Here is a 16794-nt window from a genome sequence, read left to right as displayed (position 1 = left end):
GCAAGGCCGAAACCTGGATGAGCCTGATCATGTCCGACGACGAACTGCATATCCTCTGTACCGACCGCGAAGGCGTGGTCCACACCCTGCCGGCGCTGGAAGGCTGGCGGGTGATGGAAATCATTCGCGACAACGGCCTGCCGATCAAGGCTGAGTGCGGCGGCGCGCTGGAATGCGCCACATGTCATGTTTATGTCGCAGACGCGTGGAAAGATAAGCTGGTGCCCAAGACTGACGAGGAAGACGAAAAGCTCGACGAGGCCTTTATGGTCAAGCGGACGTCGCGCCTGTCGTGCCAGATCATCATGCGTGAGGATTTCAACGGGCTGGAAGTGACCCTGGCGCCGGAAACGGATTAAAATAGTGTGCGTTGCGAAGAACCGTTGCGCCGGATACGGTTTGGATTAACGTGTAAGGCTTGACGGCGTCTAAAGGTGAAATGCGATGAAGCTGAAAACTCTGATGATGACGGTTGTGGCCGGGACGGCGATCGCCACCGCGGCCTGGGCGTGGGGCTCGACCGGACACCGCTTTATCGGCGAGGAAGGCATTCGCGCCCTGCCGGCCTATGTGCCCGCGTTTCTGAAAACCCCTGCCGCCATCGCCGATATCGGCGAATATGCCAACGAACCCGACCGCTGGCGCGACTCCGGCAAGGTTCACGATTCCGAACGCAATGCGGCCCACTTCATCGACCTGGATGACGACGGCAAGACCCTGGGTGGCCAGGCCTTAAGCGAACTGCCCCCAACGCGCTCCGATTTCGAAGTGGCCCTGGCCGCCAAGGGTATTGGTGTGTGGAAGTCCGGCTACCTGCCCTACAGCCTGGTCGACGGCTATCAACAGGTGGTCAAGGATTTCGCCTATTGGCGCACCGTGAACTACCTGATGCCGCGGGAAAAGAACGGCGCCAAGAAGGCGTGGTACAAGGCCGACCTCCGCCGGCGCGAAGAACTGATCAAGCGCGATATCGGCATACTGGCCCACTATGTTGGCGACACGACCCAGCCCCTGCATATGAGCGTCCACTATAACGGCTGGGGTGATTATCCCAACCCGAACGGTTTCACCAACGACAAGATCCACGTGCCGCTGGAGAATGACTACGTCACCGCCAATGTCAGCGCCGCCGAAGTGCGCGCCGGCATGACACCGTACGAAGCCTGCACCGACACGCCGGACAAGTGCTTCGCCGTGCGCATGCAGCGTAGTTGGTCGCAGGTTGTGCCGATGTATCAGTTGCAGAAAGACGGCGGCTTTGCCGAAGGCGATCCGCGCGGCAAGGCGTTCATGGTCAAGCAACTGGCCCAGGGCGCGACGGACCTGCGCGATGTTGTGTTGGATGCGTGGCGCGATTCCAAGACGATGAAGATGGGCTATCCGGGCTCGACCTATGACGATTTCGTCGCAGGAACGGTCGTAGACCCCTACAAAACTCTCCACGGCGGGTAAATCGCGGTCTTTGGCCGCCTAGTGCGTCGGCTTCGCTTGCAGGTATGAAGTATACCTGCGTCGCTAGCCTCCTGCTATGCGACTCAAATCTCACGATTTACGGCCGGTGCTGAAGTTTAAGAGCAAAAGCGGCCGTGCTTGCCCGGGAAGCGCTTGCTCAAAATCATTTTCGGACGGTGCTGGTGCCTCACATCAAACAATTCGGCAAACGCGAAGAAGGCCTGGTCTATAAACCGCGCGAGGGCGCCTACGGTATCTTGCTCCACGAGGGGCGGATCGCCTGCGCCCAGATCGGCTACACCAAGTTCACCTATGACCTGCCCGGCGGGGCGCTCGATCCCGGCGAGACGGCGGAACAGGCGCTGCGGCGCGAGTTCCTGGAAGAAACCGGCCTGGAGGTCAAGATCGGCTATTCCGTCACGGATATCGACCATTATTTCATCCATGACGACGGCACGCCCTATAATAACCGCTGCCGCTTTTTTGAGGTCGAGCTGGTCCGCGAACGGCCCGGCAGCAAGACCGAAGCCGATCACGAACTGGTCTGGCTGGCACCGATGGAAGTCATCAAGCGGCTGAAGAACGAAGGCTATGCCTGGGCCATGGTGCTGTGGCTGAGAGCGATGCGGTGACGCGACGGGTCTCCGGAGGAGGTAAGCTATGTAGCCGGATGGGCCACCGCCTGCGTCGGGACCTCGAAGCCAAGGCTGCGCAAACGTTCACGCAAAGGGGCGAGCTGAGCTTCGTACCGGCGCCAGACACCCACACCTTCGGAATTAATGGGTTTTCGAACCTGTACTGCGCTGGCTGTGGTCACGGAGCCCTTCGCTTCGTGGGGCTTTAGACACCCATCTTCGAAGGGCAATCCGCAGGCCTCCAGCAGCCTGCGTATTTCGGTGTCGGGATCGCGGATCACCGCTTCCAATGAAACTTCAATCAGGCTGTCGCCGAGAACCTGTTTCCAATAAGCCATCAAGTCACGGAAATGGCTGTAGTGCTCCGCCAGGTCTTCCTGGGCGTACGACCAGCCGTAGGCGCCCGTGAACAACACCTTATAGGCGCCAAAAAGTGAATCCATCGGATTGCGATCCAAAGCGATGATGATCGCGTCCGGAAAGGCCAGGCGAATGAGTCCGACATAGTCGTGGTTGGCAGGGAGTTTGTCGATCGCGTAAGGCGAGCCGTCATTCAGGAATGCCGATTCCCGGGAATAGGCGTGGGCGATGTCGAGCGGATCGAGCCTGGATGCAGCCGCGATAATGTCGGGCGCCAGGCTGCGCCGGTTGTCGACCTGGCTGAGTTTATGCGTGACAATTCCAAAGGTCTTCATTTCGCCAAGAGCCTGGACCTGACTGTGGGCCGCCAGGATACGCTCGATCAGGGTGGTGCCCGACCGCGGCAGACCGACGATGAAGATGCGCCTTGGGCCTGGTCTTGGGCGTTCGTCGGGTGTCGTAAAACGTTCTCGTGGGAAATGCGCTTTCCACGCGGCAACGATCTGCGCCTCTTCAGACGATGTCCATGCCTCGATCTTTCTGGCCAGGTCGGCGCCAACCTGAAGGCAGTCCCATGCCGCTTCGGTTCGGCCGCTGTCGTTATACTCCTTGAAGAGCGTATAGGCCACACGACAGGCTTCGAGACTCGTTCGGCATGACAGACCTTCCAGTGTAGCAATATGGTTGTCATCGGCACTCCAGCGCCGAAGATTAGCCAAGTTAAAAAGGGCTGCCACCGGCGGTGAGGGCGACAGGTCGATCGCTTTATGAAAAGCGGCTTCCGCACCATTAAGGTCGCCAAGGGCGCGAAGGGTGCTGCCCAGGGTGTACCATCCCTCGGCATATTTTGGATCCAGCCGGGTCGCCTGCGTAATTGGACCAAGGGCTTCCTGGGCAAGCCCCGCATGCATAAGGGTGTATCCGACCTTGATAAGGCTGGAAATGTCGGTGAGGCCGGTCGCGACGGCCTCACGCGCACTCTGTACGGCCTCAGCCATCCGCCCTTCGCTCATCAGGGGCTTGCCGCGCGATGCGAGCATCTGCCCCTGGAGCCTGGAGCCCGGCGGGGCGCAGCGGGCGGCTTCCGCGAAAGCTTGTTCGCCTGCTGCCGTGTCATCCAGGGCAGTGGCGGCCGTGCCCAGTACCCACCATGCCTCTGTCGAGTGAGGACTTACCTCTGTCGCTGCTTTCGCCGCGGTAAACGCTGAGGATATATCCCCACGCCTCATAGCTTCGTGAGCGCGTCTTAAAACCTGTTCGAATGAAGTCATGACCCGGCTAAGCTAAACTGCGTGTGTAAAACGGCAAACAATACCAATTTCTCGGAAAAAGGCCAATGTCAAACCATCACGTGAATGTGTCATGACCTTTAAGGCTGCTGAAGCGATTCGGACAAAGGGTGCGTGGTCGATGCTGAACCGTCAGGGCTGATGTGGTTTAAATCGTCCAATATCATGGCGGTTATGTGACGGAAAAACAACATGCTGCGGCGAAATTTAAACGTTATGTCAACCCCGCGCAAGGGCTTGTAACGCGGGGTTCCAATGAGCGCCGGGGCGTAAAGTCTTGAAAGCATAATGCTATTGCGATTTTACGCTTGTGGTGCAATGGTCATGACAACGGTAGACATTGGTCTCTTGTTTGCACCCTGCATCATAAACTAGGATTTGACGGATTTCCTATTTTATATGTAAGAATTGTTTCACCAGTGGCTATACGCCGGGGACATTTTGGTATTGCAAAGGTATTGTCAATCCAAAAGAGCAGTTAAAGTTTGAAACGCCTGGAGGCGGTCTTGCCAACGGACCCTTGGAGAACGGTAATGAAAACAAAAACATATATATTAGTAACGACGGCGCTGGCGGGGGTCATGATCTCCGGCAGCGTGTATGCACAGGATACTGCGCCGTCGAGTGGGGCCGATGCCGCACAAGAGGTCGTCATCATCGGCGTTCGTAAGAGCCTTCAAAAATCCCTGAGCGTTAAGCGCAAGTCGTCGGCCCATATCGACGTCATCACCGCGGAAGACGTCAGCAAATTCCCGGACGTCAATGTTGCGGAGTCGCTGTCCCGCCTGCCGGGTATCACGGTCGACCGCTCCGGCGGCGGTGAAGGCGAACACATTGCCATCAACGGGATCAATTCCCGCCTGATCAATGTCACTCTGAACGGCAATCCGATAGCGTCGGCCAATACCGGCGCCAATAACAAGGATACCGGACGGAGCTTCAACCTGAGCAATCTCGCTCCGGAACTGATCGGCGACGTCCAGGTCTACAAGACCACCGAAGCGCGCCTGGATGAAGGCGGTATCGGCGGTACCATAATCGTCAATACGCGCCGGCCGTTATCGCTGCCGGTTAACACCCTGTCGCTGAACTTCAACTACAACCAGAACCAGCGTAACAAGGAAAGTGATCCGCGTTACTCCATCTTCTACAGCACCAAGGACGACAGCGGCCGATTTGGCCTTATCGCCCAATATGCCTACAACAAGGCGGTCCTGGGGAGTGGTTCGGTCTCCACGGCTTATCAGGACGTCTGTAACGCGTCGCGCTGGGGCGGATGCAATACGGCAAAAACAGCCTTCACCACGCCGGCTTCGCTGCCTACCGTGTCCAGCGGACCGGCCCTGGCGCCGGGTATGCTGGTTCCGCAGTATCTGTGGCTGCAATCGTCAATGCAGAACCGCGAGCGCCAGACCGGATTGCTCGCCTTCCAGTTCCGTCCGACCGAGGACCTGGAATTCAACCTGACGGGCAGCACGATTCAAAGCGACTATTCCAGCTATTCGCAGACCTTCCAGACCGATCTCAGTGTCAGCTGGAACGAGGGCGAGGCCTGGGATGCCAAAAATGGCAATACGGTCATCAGCCCGACCAAGATGACCTCGGTCACCACCAATTCCAGCGGGGTGACGGGCGGTACGGGCGCCGTGGCGGTGCGCATGGACGAGTATTACAAGCGCTCGCACCTGACCACCAACACCATCAACCTGGAATCGCGCTGGACGCCCGGCGACTGGGACTTCAACGCCAATATCGGCACCTCGAAAGCCATCGGCGGCGTTCAACCGGAGTACTTTCTGAGCTTCTACGGCAACACGTCGGCGACGTGGTCGATGACGCCCGACGGCGCCAGCCTCGACCTGGCGACTTCGGCCACCGATCCAGCCCTGTTCAAGACGCGCCGGCAGGGCAATCAGGCGGGTTTTGTGAAGACGGCCGAGTCGCTCGACCAATATGACTACGCGAAATTCGACGCCAAGCGCGAACTGTCATGGGGTCCCGTCACGGAGATTCTCTTTGGCTTCAAGTATCAGAAGCACATCAGCAACAACAAGCCGCACTTCTTCAACACGACCTTCCTGCAAACGGGGTCAATGGCGGATTTCGACACCTATATCAGCGATCCGGGCCTGGTCGACGGTCTCGGCTCGTCGGGAGACCTGACGTCGTTTGTCGCCATGACGCAGCAAGCCGTGATCGACTATTCGGTGGCGAATAAATCCCCCGGCAACGCCAACGGCGACTACCGCGATGCCGGCAATCTCTGGGACACGACCGAAACGACGAACGGCATCTATCTCCAGGCCAATTTCCGCTCGGGCCGCTGGCATGGCGACGTCGGTGTCCGCTACGCGAAGACCGAGAATGCGCAGACCTACCGTTCGACCATGGACTACTATCCGTGGCAGGAAGAGATGATCTCGATCGACCGCAGCTATGACGACTTCCTGCCGTCGTTCAACGCCGCCTACGACCTGACCGACGACATGATGGTCCGCTTCTCCGCCGGCAAGGTCATGTCGCGTCCGACCTTTGCCGACATGTCGGGCCAGGTCGAATATAGCCTGGACCGCTTCTGCGGCAACGCCCCGAACCACTTCTGCGGCAGCGGCGGCAACCCCGACCTTCTGCCTTACCGGGCCTGGAACTACAGTGCGTCCTACGAATGGTATTTCGCGCCGAACAGCCTGTTCAACGTCGACCTGACCTACAAGGATGTGGAATCCTACATTGTCCGCAAGAACACCTTTATCGACGTGACCCTCCCGGAAAATGCGTTAGGCTACTGCCTGACCCGTACCGAAGTCGGCCGCCTGTGTAACCGTGTCGAGAACATGCTGATCAATGCGCCGTTCAACGGCAGCCATGCCAAGATTCCGGGCATCTCTGTCGGCTACCAGGGCGATATTGCCTACGGCTTCGGCATCCAGGCCAACGTGACCTGGCTCGGTGAAGAGTACGGGTCCTTCACCGACCAGTACAACACCACGGCCGGCAAGCTGCCCATGCCGTACCTGTCGAAGTGGAGTTACACGATCTCGCCCTATTATGAAAAGGGCCCGATCCAGGCGCGTATCTCCTATACGGCCCGCTCCAAATACACCACGGCGATCGGCAGTGAATCCACCGCCCCGCAATATGTCGACGGCTGGGGCCAACTGGATGCTTCCGCGTCCTACAACGTGAACGATAAGCTGTCGCTGAACCTGTCTGCGCAGAATATCATCGACAACATGCAACATCCCTATACCACGGGCGGTCTGCCCCTGGCGTGGAGCAAGTACGGTACGCGTCTCACCTTCGGCGTGACCTATCGTCTTCAATAGTATTTGGCGCCCCGTGCAGCCCATCGCACGGGGCGCCAATCTCATGGACACGCTCTTTCCTTCTCTCGAAGGCGATCCGGTTTCGCAATACTCCCTGTTGCAACCCAATGCGCCCATGAGTTTCCTTTGTGTGTGCAAAAGAAGGAAAAGCGGCGTGTTCAGTGTCAACCGTGTCAGGGCAATGGTTCCAAAAGCACTATCGTCCTGGTGCGGACTTAAACTAGAGTAGTGACGTATATTTCATCTTCCCCCTCAACCTTGATTCAGCGCAGACCATTTGCTCGCTTAGTGTGCGATCTGGCTGCGCTGAATTTTTCGTGAGAATCTCGTTCGTTCCTAAGAGGAGCTGGCCTAAGAGGGAGCTGGCGCCGCTAAACAAGGGAGACGCATGCCATGGCCCACCAAAATACAGCCCGCCTCAATCGTCGCGCCATATTGCGGGGATGTATTGCATCTTCGGCGCTGGCAGGTGCCCTGGCCAGGCCGGCATCAGCGGCTTCGATCGACAATACGACACCAGAACAACGCGATGCGGCCTGGCAGAAGGCGACGCAGACATACGCCGGGGTCCGTCAGCATTGGTTGAGCGAGGTTGAGAAGGGCGCGAAAAGTGGTCCGTTCCATGCCGACTGGGGCTCGTTACGGGGGTTTTCGACGCCACAATGGTATGCCGACGCCAAGTTCGGGATCTTTGTGCACTGGGGTCTCTATTCCATCCCGGCCTTTGGCGGCGAATGGTATTCGCGAAATATGTACATTCAGGGCCATCCGGCCTTCGACCATCATGTCGCAACCTACGGTCCGCAGACCCGGTTCGGCTATAAAAACTTCATTCCCATGTTCAAGGCCGAAGCATTCGACGCAGCCAACTGGGTGAAATTGTTCCGTGCAGCAGGGGCGCGCTATGTCGTGCCGGTGGCCGAACACCATGACGGCTTTTCGATGTATGACTGTCGCCTGTCCGACTATACCGCCGTCAAAATGGGACCAAAACGCGACGTGCTCGGCGAAATCTCCAGGGCGGCAAGGGCGGAAGGCCTTCATTTTGCCCTGTCCTCCCACCGAGCCGAAAACAACTGGTTCTTCGATGAGGGACGCAAGTTTCCATCGGATGTATCAGACCCCGCCAACGCCGGCCTCTACGGTCCCGCACAAAGTCGAATCCTGGGCGCGGGCGGCGATGCCGATCTGTTTGGCGACTATACCTACGTTTCGCAAGCATGGCTCGACGACTGGCTCGCCCGGCAGGCCGAACTGGTCGAGCGCTATAGTCCGGACCTGGTCTATTTCGACTGGTGGATTGGCCAGCCCTCGTTCCGCAACACCCTGCCCAAATTCCTGGCCTGGTATTACAATAAGGGCCTGCGCGAAGGCAGCAGCGCCATCGTAAATTACAAACTCGGCGAATTTGCCGACGGCGCCGGCGTGCTGGATATCGAGCGTGGCCAGGCGCCCGGCATTCGCAGGGATGTCTGGCAGACCTGCACCTCGATCAGTGACAAGTCATGGGGCTATATCGAGAACGACAGCTACAAATCACCTGCCCAGCTTATCCATCTTCTCGCCGATGTCGTGTCGAAAAACGGCAACCTGCTGCTCAATGTCGGCCCACATGCCAGTGGCCGCATTCCGGACGGAGCGCGCGATACCCTGCTGCGGATGGGCGAATGGCTGAACGTCAATGGTGACGCCATTTATGGCTCGCGGCCATGGGTGATTTTCGGCGAAGGTCCGACGGAGACCGCTTCGGGCACCTTTGCCGAGAGCAAGGCGCAGCCCTATACGGCTCAGGACTTCCGCTTCACGGTGAAAGACGGCGTCCTTCACGCTATCGAAATGGCGCGGCCGGCGGGGGAAGTGACCATTACCTCCGTGCGAAGCGACTATCCGGTGAAAAAGGTATCGCTGCTGGGCAGTCATGCGCCGGTTGGGTTCCGTCAGTTCGAAGCGGGCCTGACCGTGAGCTTGCCGGCCGGTGCTCCGGAGCAACTGGCCTATGTGTGGCGAATAGAGAGTCACTAGAGCACTTTCGCACTTCCAATCCGAAACGGGGCCGCCCATGCGATGGCGTCCACCTTATCGGGAAGTGCTCTGGAAACGACGGTCTCGACCGTCATTCAAGCGCGCCAGACCGCCGGCGCACCCCAGTCTAAGGGAGTTAAGACCATGAAGACGCTGCGAACCGCCGGAAGCCTGATAACCACTTTTGGCGCAATCGCGGTCCTGTGCGCAGGTGTTCCCGCGCTTGCGGCGCCCACCGGCCTGATCCCGCAGCCGGCGGAAATGGCGCAAAAGCCCGGTCACGTTCAAGTCGGCGACGCCACCGTCATCTGCGTGACCTCGCCATCTTCGCAGGGCACTGCGGATTATCTGAAGGGGTTGGTCAAAAGTCTGCGCGGCCTCGACCTGGCTGCCGGGGCCTGCCGCGCGGGCGGTATCACCCTCGACCTGGATCCCGCTGCGCCGGTCGAGGCCGCGGAGGGTTACAGCCTCGACGTGTCGGGGAAGGGCGTGGTCGTCCGTGCCCGAACCGAGGCCGGCCTGTTCTATGGCGCCGTGACCCTTGGCCAGCTTCTCAGCCCGGACGACCGGTTCGGCGCCGAGGTGACCCTGGCCGGCCTGTCGATCCGGGACTATCCACGGTATGCGTGGCGGGGGCTGATGATCGATCCGGCGCGGCATTTCCTGCCGGTGGCCGATGTCAAGATCATGATCGACCAGATGGCGCAGCACAAGCTCAACAGCCTGCATCTCCACCTCAGCGACGATCAGGGCTGGCGGGTCGAAATCAAGCGCTATCCCAACCTGACCGGAATCGGCGCCTGGCGTTCCCCGCCGTCCAATGGCGGTCCCGGCAGCCCGGTTGAACCTTATGGCGGCTACTATACTCAGGACGACATCCGCGAACTCGTCGCCTATGCCGTTGCGCGTCACATCACGATCGTCCCGGAAATCGACATGCCGGGCCATGCCCAGGCGGCGGTCGCCTCGTATCCGGAAATCGGCATCCGCGATCTGCGCAACGGCGGCGATCAGCCCGGGGTCTCGGCCGACTGGGGTGTGAACCCCTACCTGTTCAATACAGATGAGGAGAGCCTGACCTTCATCCGCAACGTCCTCGACGAAATCATGGAGTTGTTCCCGTCGACCTACATCCATGTCGGCGGCGACGAGGCGGTCAAGAACCAGTGGGAGGCTTCACCGGCCATCCAGGGCCAGATCAAGGCCCTGGGCCTCAAGGACGAGCACCAGTTGCAGACCTGGTTCATCGATCAGCTGGGCGCCTATCTCAACAGCAAGGGCCGGCGGCTGATCGGCTGGGATGAGATTCTCGAAGGGGGGATCCCCGAGACCGCCGCCATCATGTCGTGGCGTGGCACCAAGGGCGCCGTCCTCGCGGCCCAGGCGGGCCATGACGTCGTCCTGTCGCCGACCAATCCCCTCTATTTCGACAACCAGCAAAGCCGGCGCAATACTGAACCCGCGGCCCGGGGCTGGGTTGTTCCGCTGCAAGATGTTTACGGCTTTGAGGCGACGCCGCCCGAACTGAGCCCTGACCAGGGCAAACACGTCCTGGGCGCCCAGGCCAACCTGTGGAGTGAATACCTGATGTCGGGCTGGTACGTGCAACACGCGGCGTTCCCGAGGACCGACGCCCTGTCCGAGACCCTGTGGTCGCCGAAGGCGTCGCGCAACTGGAATGGTTTCCTGGTCAGGTTGTCCGTCCAGATGGCCCGGTACCGCCGTCAGGGCATAGGCGCGTCCGATGCGGCTTTTGCCGTCGATTTCACCCTGGCGGACGGCCGCAACGGCGCGCTGGCGACGGGCAGGGCCCAGATGGCGTTGGGCAATCAGGTCAAGTTTGGCATTATCCGCTATACGCTGGATGGTTCGGAACCGACAGCATCGTCGCCCGCCTACACCGGGCCGTTCGCCCTGACATTGGGGCAGGCGGTGAGGGCGGCGGCATTTACGCGCGATGGCCTGCGGCTGGCCGCCACCGGCCCCTACGATTTCACGACGGATGCGCTTCTGACACGGGTGAGCCAGGAACTGCAGGCTTGCGGAGACGGAGCGCTTGGTCTGCGTACGCCGCTAACGGCCGATTCCCCGGCAAAATCACCCGTTTATAACATCGACATCTTCAACAGTTGCTGGATCTATCCGGAGGTGCGGCTGGACGGCGTCGGCACCATTGCCGTCGATTACGCCCGGCTGGCGCGGAACTACGGCTTGGCCAACGAAGCCTACAAGGTCAGGACGCACGCGCGCCAGACCCATTTCGGCGAACTGGTCATCTATCGCGACAGTTGCACCGGACCGGAAGCGGCGCGCATCCCGCTGCCGAACCCGGCGGTCAGTCCGAACACCGCCACGCTCGAGGCCAGGCTGCCTGCCCTTACCGGAAATCACGCCCTGTGCCTGATCTTCACCGCCCCACTCGACGGTCCCTACTACGCCATCGATTCCGTCAAACTGAAGCGCAACTGACCGGGAAAGCCGATGTTCAAAACTATCTCCATGGGTCTCTTATCTCTGTCAGCCTTCTGTTTGTCCGCCGGCGCCACCCTGGCGGCCGCGCCGGAAGTTCTTACCCTGAACGACGGCTGGACTTTCCGCCTGGCGCCTGGCGATCCGGCGCTGGCCGCCCATCCGGAGGCGGAGGGGTGGCTGAAGGCGACGGTTCCGGGCACGGCTCAGAGCGATCTGCTCGCGCTGAAAAAGCTGCCCGACCCCTACCTGGCCGACAATGAAGCGAAGGTGCAGTGGGTGGGGCTGTCCGATTGGCAATACCAGTCCGAAATCTTCGTTTCCGAGGGCACGCTGCGCCGCGACCACATCGAGCTGGTGTTCGACGGGCTCGACACCTTTGCCCATGTGTCGGTGAACGGCACGCAAATCCTGTCGAGCGACAACATGTTCCGCTCATGGCGCGTGCCGGTGAAAGCCATTCTGAAACCCGGCCGCAACACCGTAACGGTCGACCTGGCGTCGCCGCTGAAGACCATGAATCCGCGGATCGCCGCCATGCCCTACGTCATGCCAGGTGCCTACGATTCGATGTTCGGCGACGAACCCCCTGGCCGCAATTCGTCGACCTATGTCCGCAAGGCCGGTTACCAGTATGGCTGGGACTGGGGGCCCCGCGTCGTCACGCTCGGCATCTGGAAACCCGTCAGGCTCGAAGCCTGGGATGATGTGCGGCTGGCCGACTTCCACCTCCAGCAGATCCATCTCGATGATCAGGTGGCGGCCCTCAACGCCATCCTCGACATCCCGTCGGACAAGGTCCAGACCGTACATATCCGTCTCGACATCACGGCGCCGGACGGAACGGCCCGGACAATATCGCAGGACGTCAATCTGTTCGCCGGGCTGAACCCGGTTTCCGTACCGGTCCAGGTGGCCAATCCGCAGCGCTGGTGGCCCGTCGGCTACGGTGCTCCCAACCTCTATACCGTCAGGGCGACCGTCATCCAGGACGGCGACACCGTCGGCGCGTGGACCCGCCGTATCGGCCTGCGCACCACCCAGATCCGCCGCGAAAAGGATCAGTGGGGCCGGAGCTTCGAACTGGTGATCAACGGCGTGCCGGTTTTCGCCAAGGGCGCCAACCTGATTCCCTTCGATATCGTCCCCACGCGCGTGACCGCTGCCCAGCAGGATCGCATGCTGCAGTCGGCGGTCGACGCCAATATGAACATGCTGCGCATCTGGGGCGGCGGCATCTATCAGGACGATCACGTCTATGACCGTGCCGACGAACTGGGACTGATGATCTGGCAGGACTTCATGTTCGGCGGCGCCATCATCCCCTATGATCGCGACTTCCGCGAAAACACCCGTGTCGAAGCTGTCGAGCAGGTGAAACGGCTGCGCAACCATCCCTCGATCGTCGTGTGGGCCGGCAATAACGAGGTGCAGACCGACTGGGAAAACTGGGGCGGTGGCACCGATGCGGTGAAGACCGGCGTATCGCCGGAAGAGCGAGACCACATCCTCATCGGTATGGTGCGCATGTTCGACCAGGTGCTGCGCGGCGCTGTCGACCAGAACGCGCCGGGCACGCCGTACTGGGCGTCGTCGCCCTCCACCGACTATGACGGCCCGGCCGATCAGGACAACGACGGCGACCGCCACTACTGGAAGGTCTGGGGTGGCAAGCCGGTTGAGGAATATCTCAATGTGACGCCGCGCTTCATGAGCGAATACGGCCTGCAATCCTTCCCCGTCATGGCGACGATCCGGAACTTTGCCGGGCCGCAGGACATGCAGCCGGAAACGCCGGTCATGCGCGCCCATCAAAAGTATGACAAGGGCAACGGCAACAAACGCCTGCTGCTCTACATCCGCAACAACTACGGCGAACCGAAGACTTTCGAAGACTTCGTCTATCTCAGCCAACTGATGCAGGCCGACGGCATAGAGCTGGCAGCTTCGCACCACCGCGCGTCGCGGCCGCGGACCATGGGGTCGCTGTACTGGCAGCTCAACGATGTCTGGCCGGGCGCGTCGTGGGCCAGCGTCGACTATTTCGGACGCTGGAAGGCGCTGCAATTCCGCGCCAAACGCTTCTACGCGCCCCTGTCGGTCAGTCTCCTGCGCAAGGACGGCGTGACCGAGGCCCGCATCCTGTCGGACCTGACGACGGAAAAGCCCCTGACGTGGCGGTTGAGCACGCTCGACCTGTCCGGCAAGATCCTGAACGAAAAGACCGGCGCCGTGACAGTCGCCCCCCTGTCCAGTCCATTGGTCGGCGCCTTCAGCGATGCCGACCTCCTGGCCGGCGGTGACGCTGCCTCCACCCAGGCCGTCTTTGAAGTCCTGGACGGCGATCGGGTTGTCGCCCGGGTGTTCGGCTATACGGCTGCGACCAAGGCGATCGGCTGGCGCGATCCCGGACTGACGACCGCGATCCAGCCGGCCCAGGACGGCTTTGACATTGCCGTCACGGCACATTCGGCGGCGCGCGGGGTGTGGCTCGACATCGGCGACCTCAAGGCGGACCTGTCGGACAACAGCTTCGACATGACCGGCGGCGAGACCGTCACGGTCCATGTGACGACCGATGTCCCGCTTACCGCCCTGAAAAAGGCCCTCAAGGTGCGCTCCTATTACGGTTCGGCGGGACCGGAGGTGAAATGATGCCCAAAAAAATGCCCCAAAAAATGCTTCCTATCCGCATATCGCTGTTGCTGGCCGCCGTTGCCCTGCCGGCATTTGCCGCCGAGCCGACACCGCCGGTGGTGGCGCAGATGACGCTCGATGAAAAAATCGCGCAGCTTCAGGCGGGGGCACCGGCGATTCCGCGCCTAGGTGTCACTGCCTACAATTGGTGGAACGAAGGGCTGCACGGCATTGCTCGCGCCGGGGACGCTACCGTTTTTCCGCAGGCCATCGGCCTTGCGGCGACGTGGGACATGGAACTGGTTCACGAAGTCGGCGACACGGTCGCCACCGAGGCCCGGGCCAAGTTCAATACGGCGGGGGCCGGCGCAGACCATCGCCGCTATATGGGCCTGACCATCTGGTCGCCCAATATCAACATCTTCCGCGATCCGCGTTGGGGCCGCGGCCAGGAAACCTATGGCGAGGACCCGTACCTGACCGGGGTGATGGGCGCGGCCTTCGTTCAGGGATTGCAGGGGGCCGACCCGCTGCATCCCAAGACCATAGCTTCGGTTAAGCATTTTGCCGTCCATTCCGGTCCGGAAGCCGGCCGCCATGGTTTCGACGTCGATTCTTCGCCCTATGACCGCGAAGCCACCTACCTGCCGGCCTTCCGTCGTGTGGTCACCGAAGGCAAGGCCCAGTCGGTCATGTGCGCCTACAATTCGCTGCATGGCGTGCCGGCCTGCGCGTCCGATGAACTGCTCAATGTCCGTCTGCGCCAGGACTGGAAGTTTACCGGCTTTGTTGTTACCGACTGCGACGCGGTCGAGGACATGTACGAATTCCACTTCTATCGCCCGACGCCGGAGGACAACGCCGCCGAGGCGCTGAAAGCCGGCACCGACCTCAACTGCGGAACCTTCTACCGGCACCTTAAGACCGCGGTCGACAAGAAGCTGGTGACGCCGACGCAGGTCGATACGGCCGTTGCGCGCCTGTGGACGGCCCGTGCCCGTCTCGGTCTCGACGGCGTGGCCAGTCCGTACAACGCCATCACGGCCGACCAGATCCATACCCCGGCGGCCGAGGCCCTGGCTCTGGAAGCGGCGCGGGAATCGGTCGTCCTTCTCAAAAACGACGGCGTCCTGCCGTTGAAGCCGACCGCACGGATCGCGGTGATCGGCCCCAATGCCGATACCCTGGAAATTCTCCAGGCCAATTACCATGGTTCCGCCATCGCTCCGGTCACGCCGCTCAAGGGCCTGCGCACGGCGCTGGGGGATCGGATTGTCTACGCACAGGGTTCCGGCATCGCCGAGGGCGTGGCCATTCCGATTCCGGAAACGGCTTTGAGCACGGGGTCTCAGTCCGGCCTGACCGGCGAATATTTCGCCAATCCGGACTTTTCCGGCGCCCCGGTGCAGACCCGCGTTGACACCACGGTCAATCTCGACCTTTACAACACCGTGCCGGTGAAGGGCTTCGAGAAGGCCCCCTACAGTGTGCGCTGGAGCGGCTACCTGACGCCGCCTGCCGCGGGGGACTACCAGCTCAAAATCTACACCGAGCGCTGTTGGGACTGTAACAACCAGCACGACGCTATCACCCTCTATGTCGACGGCAAGCCGGTTATCGCCGACAGCGGCGACGGCAAATCCCTGAGCGCCGACCTGCATTTCGATGCCAGCCGGCCGTATCCGATCCGCCTGGACTTCCGCCATGTGGGCCAGGACTGGGGCGTGCGCCTGCAATGGCAGGCCCCGCCCGACGCCCAGATCGCCGAAGCGGTCAAGGCAGCCCAGGGTTCGGACGCCATCGTCGCCTTTGTCGGCCTGTCGCCGGACATCGAGGGCGAGGAACTGCAGATCCTGGTGCCGGGCTTCGATCGCGGCGACCGTACCGACCTGGCCCTGCCGGCGCGGCAGGAGACACTGCTCAAGGCGTTGAAGGCCACGGGCAGGCCCCTGATCGTCGTCAACCTGTCCGGTGGTGCCGTGGCGCTCAACTGGGCGCAGGACAATGCCAATGCCGTGCTCCAGGCCTGGTATCCAGGGGAGTCAGGCGGCACGGCCATTGCAGAGACCTTGCTGGGGCAGAACAACCCCTCGGGCCGCCTGCCGGTCACCTTCTACAAATCCGTCCAGGACCTGCCGCCGTTCATCGATTACCGCATGGCCGGGCGTACCTACCGTTACTTCAAGGGGAAGCCGCTCTACGGCTTCGGCTATGGCCTGAGCTACACCCAGTTTGCCTATTCCAACCTGCGCCCGTCCAACCTGTCCGTACCGGCAGGGCAGGGGCTGACCGTCACCGCGACCGTCACCAATACCGGTCCGGTCGCCGGCGATGAGGTGGCCCAAATCTATCTCACACCGCCGACCAATGCCCAGGGCCTGATCTACAGCCTGGTCGGCTTCAAGCGCGTGCACCTCAAACCCGGCGAAAGTGCCGAAGTCAGGTTCGAGCTGACACCACGCGACCTGAGCACGGTCGACCGCACCGGCAATCGCGCCCAGGTCGCCGGTGACTACGGGCTGTTTGTCGGCGGCGGCCAGCCTTCGGACGCCGGGGTTAGCCAGACCCTGACTGTGACCGGCGCCTACGCCTTGCCGAAATAGA

General features: G+C 61.1%; 9 protein-coding genes and 1 pseudogene. 8 read left to right on the top strand and 2 right to left on the bottom strand.

The annotated features are described in order from the left end of the window. The first annotated feature begins 29 nt into the window (after nucleotides 1-29). The 3 genes from AC1DXO_RS19345 (at nucleotide 30) to AC1DXO_RS19335 (ending at nucleotide 2084) form a co-directional block, all read left to right on the top strand. Entirely contained in the window at nucleotides 30-359 is a 330-nt protein-coding gene (locus AC1DXO_RS19345) for a 2Fe-2S iron-sulfur cluster-binding protein (RefSeq protein ID WP_476979820.1), read from the top strand. 85 nt (nucleotides 360-444) lie between these two features. Beyond that, on the top strand, nucleotides 445-1452 hold the full coding sequence (locus tag AC1DXO_RS19340) for a phospholipase C/P1 nuclease family protein (protein WP_476979819.1): 1008 nt from the start codon (nucleotides 445-447) through the stop codon (nucleotides 1450-1452). 182 nt (nucleotides 1453-1634) lie between these two features. Next, nucleotides 1635-2084 carry an NUDIX domain-containing protein gene (locus AC1DXO_RS19335; RefSeq protein WP_476979818.1) on the top strand — a complete coding sequence of 150 codons (450 nt, stop codon included), beginning with the start codon at nucleotides 1635-1637 and terminating at the stop codon, nucleotides 2082-2084. 26 nt (nucleotides 2085-2110) lie between these two features. On the opposite strand, the gene AC1DXO_RS19330 is transcribed toward AC1DXO_RS19335, so the two are convergent. Together AC1DXO_RS19330 and AC1DXO_RS19325 are read right to left on the bottom strand one after the other, a co-directional pair. Beyond that, nucleotides 2111-3487, bottom strand: a complete 1377-nt coding sequence (locus AC1DXO_RS19330) for a tetratricopeptide repeat-containing sulfotransferase family protein (protein ID WP_476979895.1) — start codon at nucleotides 3485-3487, stop codon at nucleotides 2111-2113. A gap of 33 nt (nucleotides 3488-3520) precedes the next feature. Beyond that, a pseudogene (locus tag AC1DXO_RS19325) lies at nucleotides 3521-3718 on the bottom strand (hypothetical protein); the annotation flags it as partial. Nucleotides 3719-4269: 551 nt separating this feature from the next. On the opposite strand from AC1DXO_RS19325, the gene AC1DXO_RS19320 reads away from it, so the two are divergent. The 5 genes from AC1DXO_RS19320 (at nucleotide 4270) to AC1DXO_RS19300 (ending at nucleotide 16793) form a co-directional block, all read left to right on the top strand. Beyond that, nucleotides 4270-7062, top strand: coding sequence for a TonB-dependent receptor (locus AC1DXO_RS19320; protein ID WP_476979817.1), 2793 nt, complete (start codon nucleotides 4270-4272; stop codon nucleotides 7060-7062). 393 nt (nucleotides 7063-7455) lie between these two features. Next, nucleotides 7456-9084 carry an alpha-L-fucosidase gene (locus tag AC1DXO_RS19315; RefSeq protein WP_476979816.1) on the top strand — a complete coding sequence of 543 codons (1629 nt, stop codon included), beginning with the start codon at nucleotides 7456-7458 and terminating at the stop codon, nucleotides 9082-9084. A 144-nt stretch (nucleotides 9085-9228) separates the two neighbouring features. Next, a complete protein-coding gene (locus AC1DXO_RS19310) occupies nucleotides 9229-11553 on the top strand; it encodes a family 20 glycosylhydrolase (RefSeq protein ID WP_476979815.1) in 2325 nt (774 codons plus the stop codon). A 30-nt stretch (nucleotides 11554-11583) separates the two neighbouring features. After that, nucleotides 11584-14208 (top strand): beta-mannosidase, encoded by a 2625-nt coding sequence (locus AC1DXO_RS19305; RefSeq protein WP_476979814.1) that lies wholly within the window; start codon nucleotides 11584-11586, stop codon nucleotides 14206-14208. Between the two features lie 23 nt (nucleotides 14209-14231). Continuing rightward, on the top strand, nucleotides 14232-16793 hold the full coding sequence (locus AC1DXO_RS19300) for a glycoside hydrolase family 3 C-terminal domain-containing protein (RefSeq protein WP_476979813.1): 2562 nt from the start codon (nucleotides 14232-14234) through the stop codon (nucleotides 16791-16793). Nucleotide 16794: the final 1 nt, after the last annotated feature.

It is taken from the genome of Asticcacaulis sp. P2_C5, from assembly GCF_056404555.1.
This window is presented reverse-complemented; position numbering and strand designations above follow the sequence as displayed.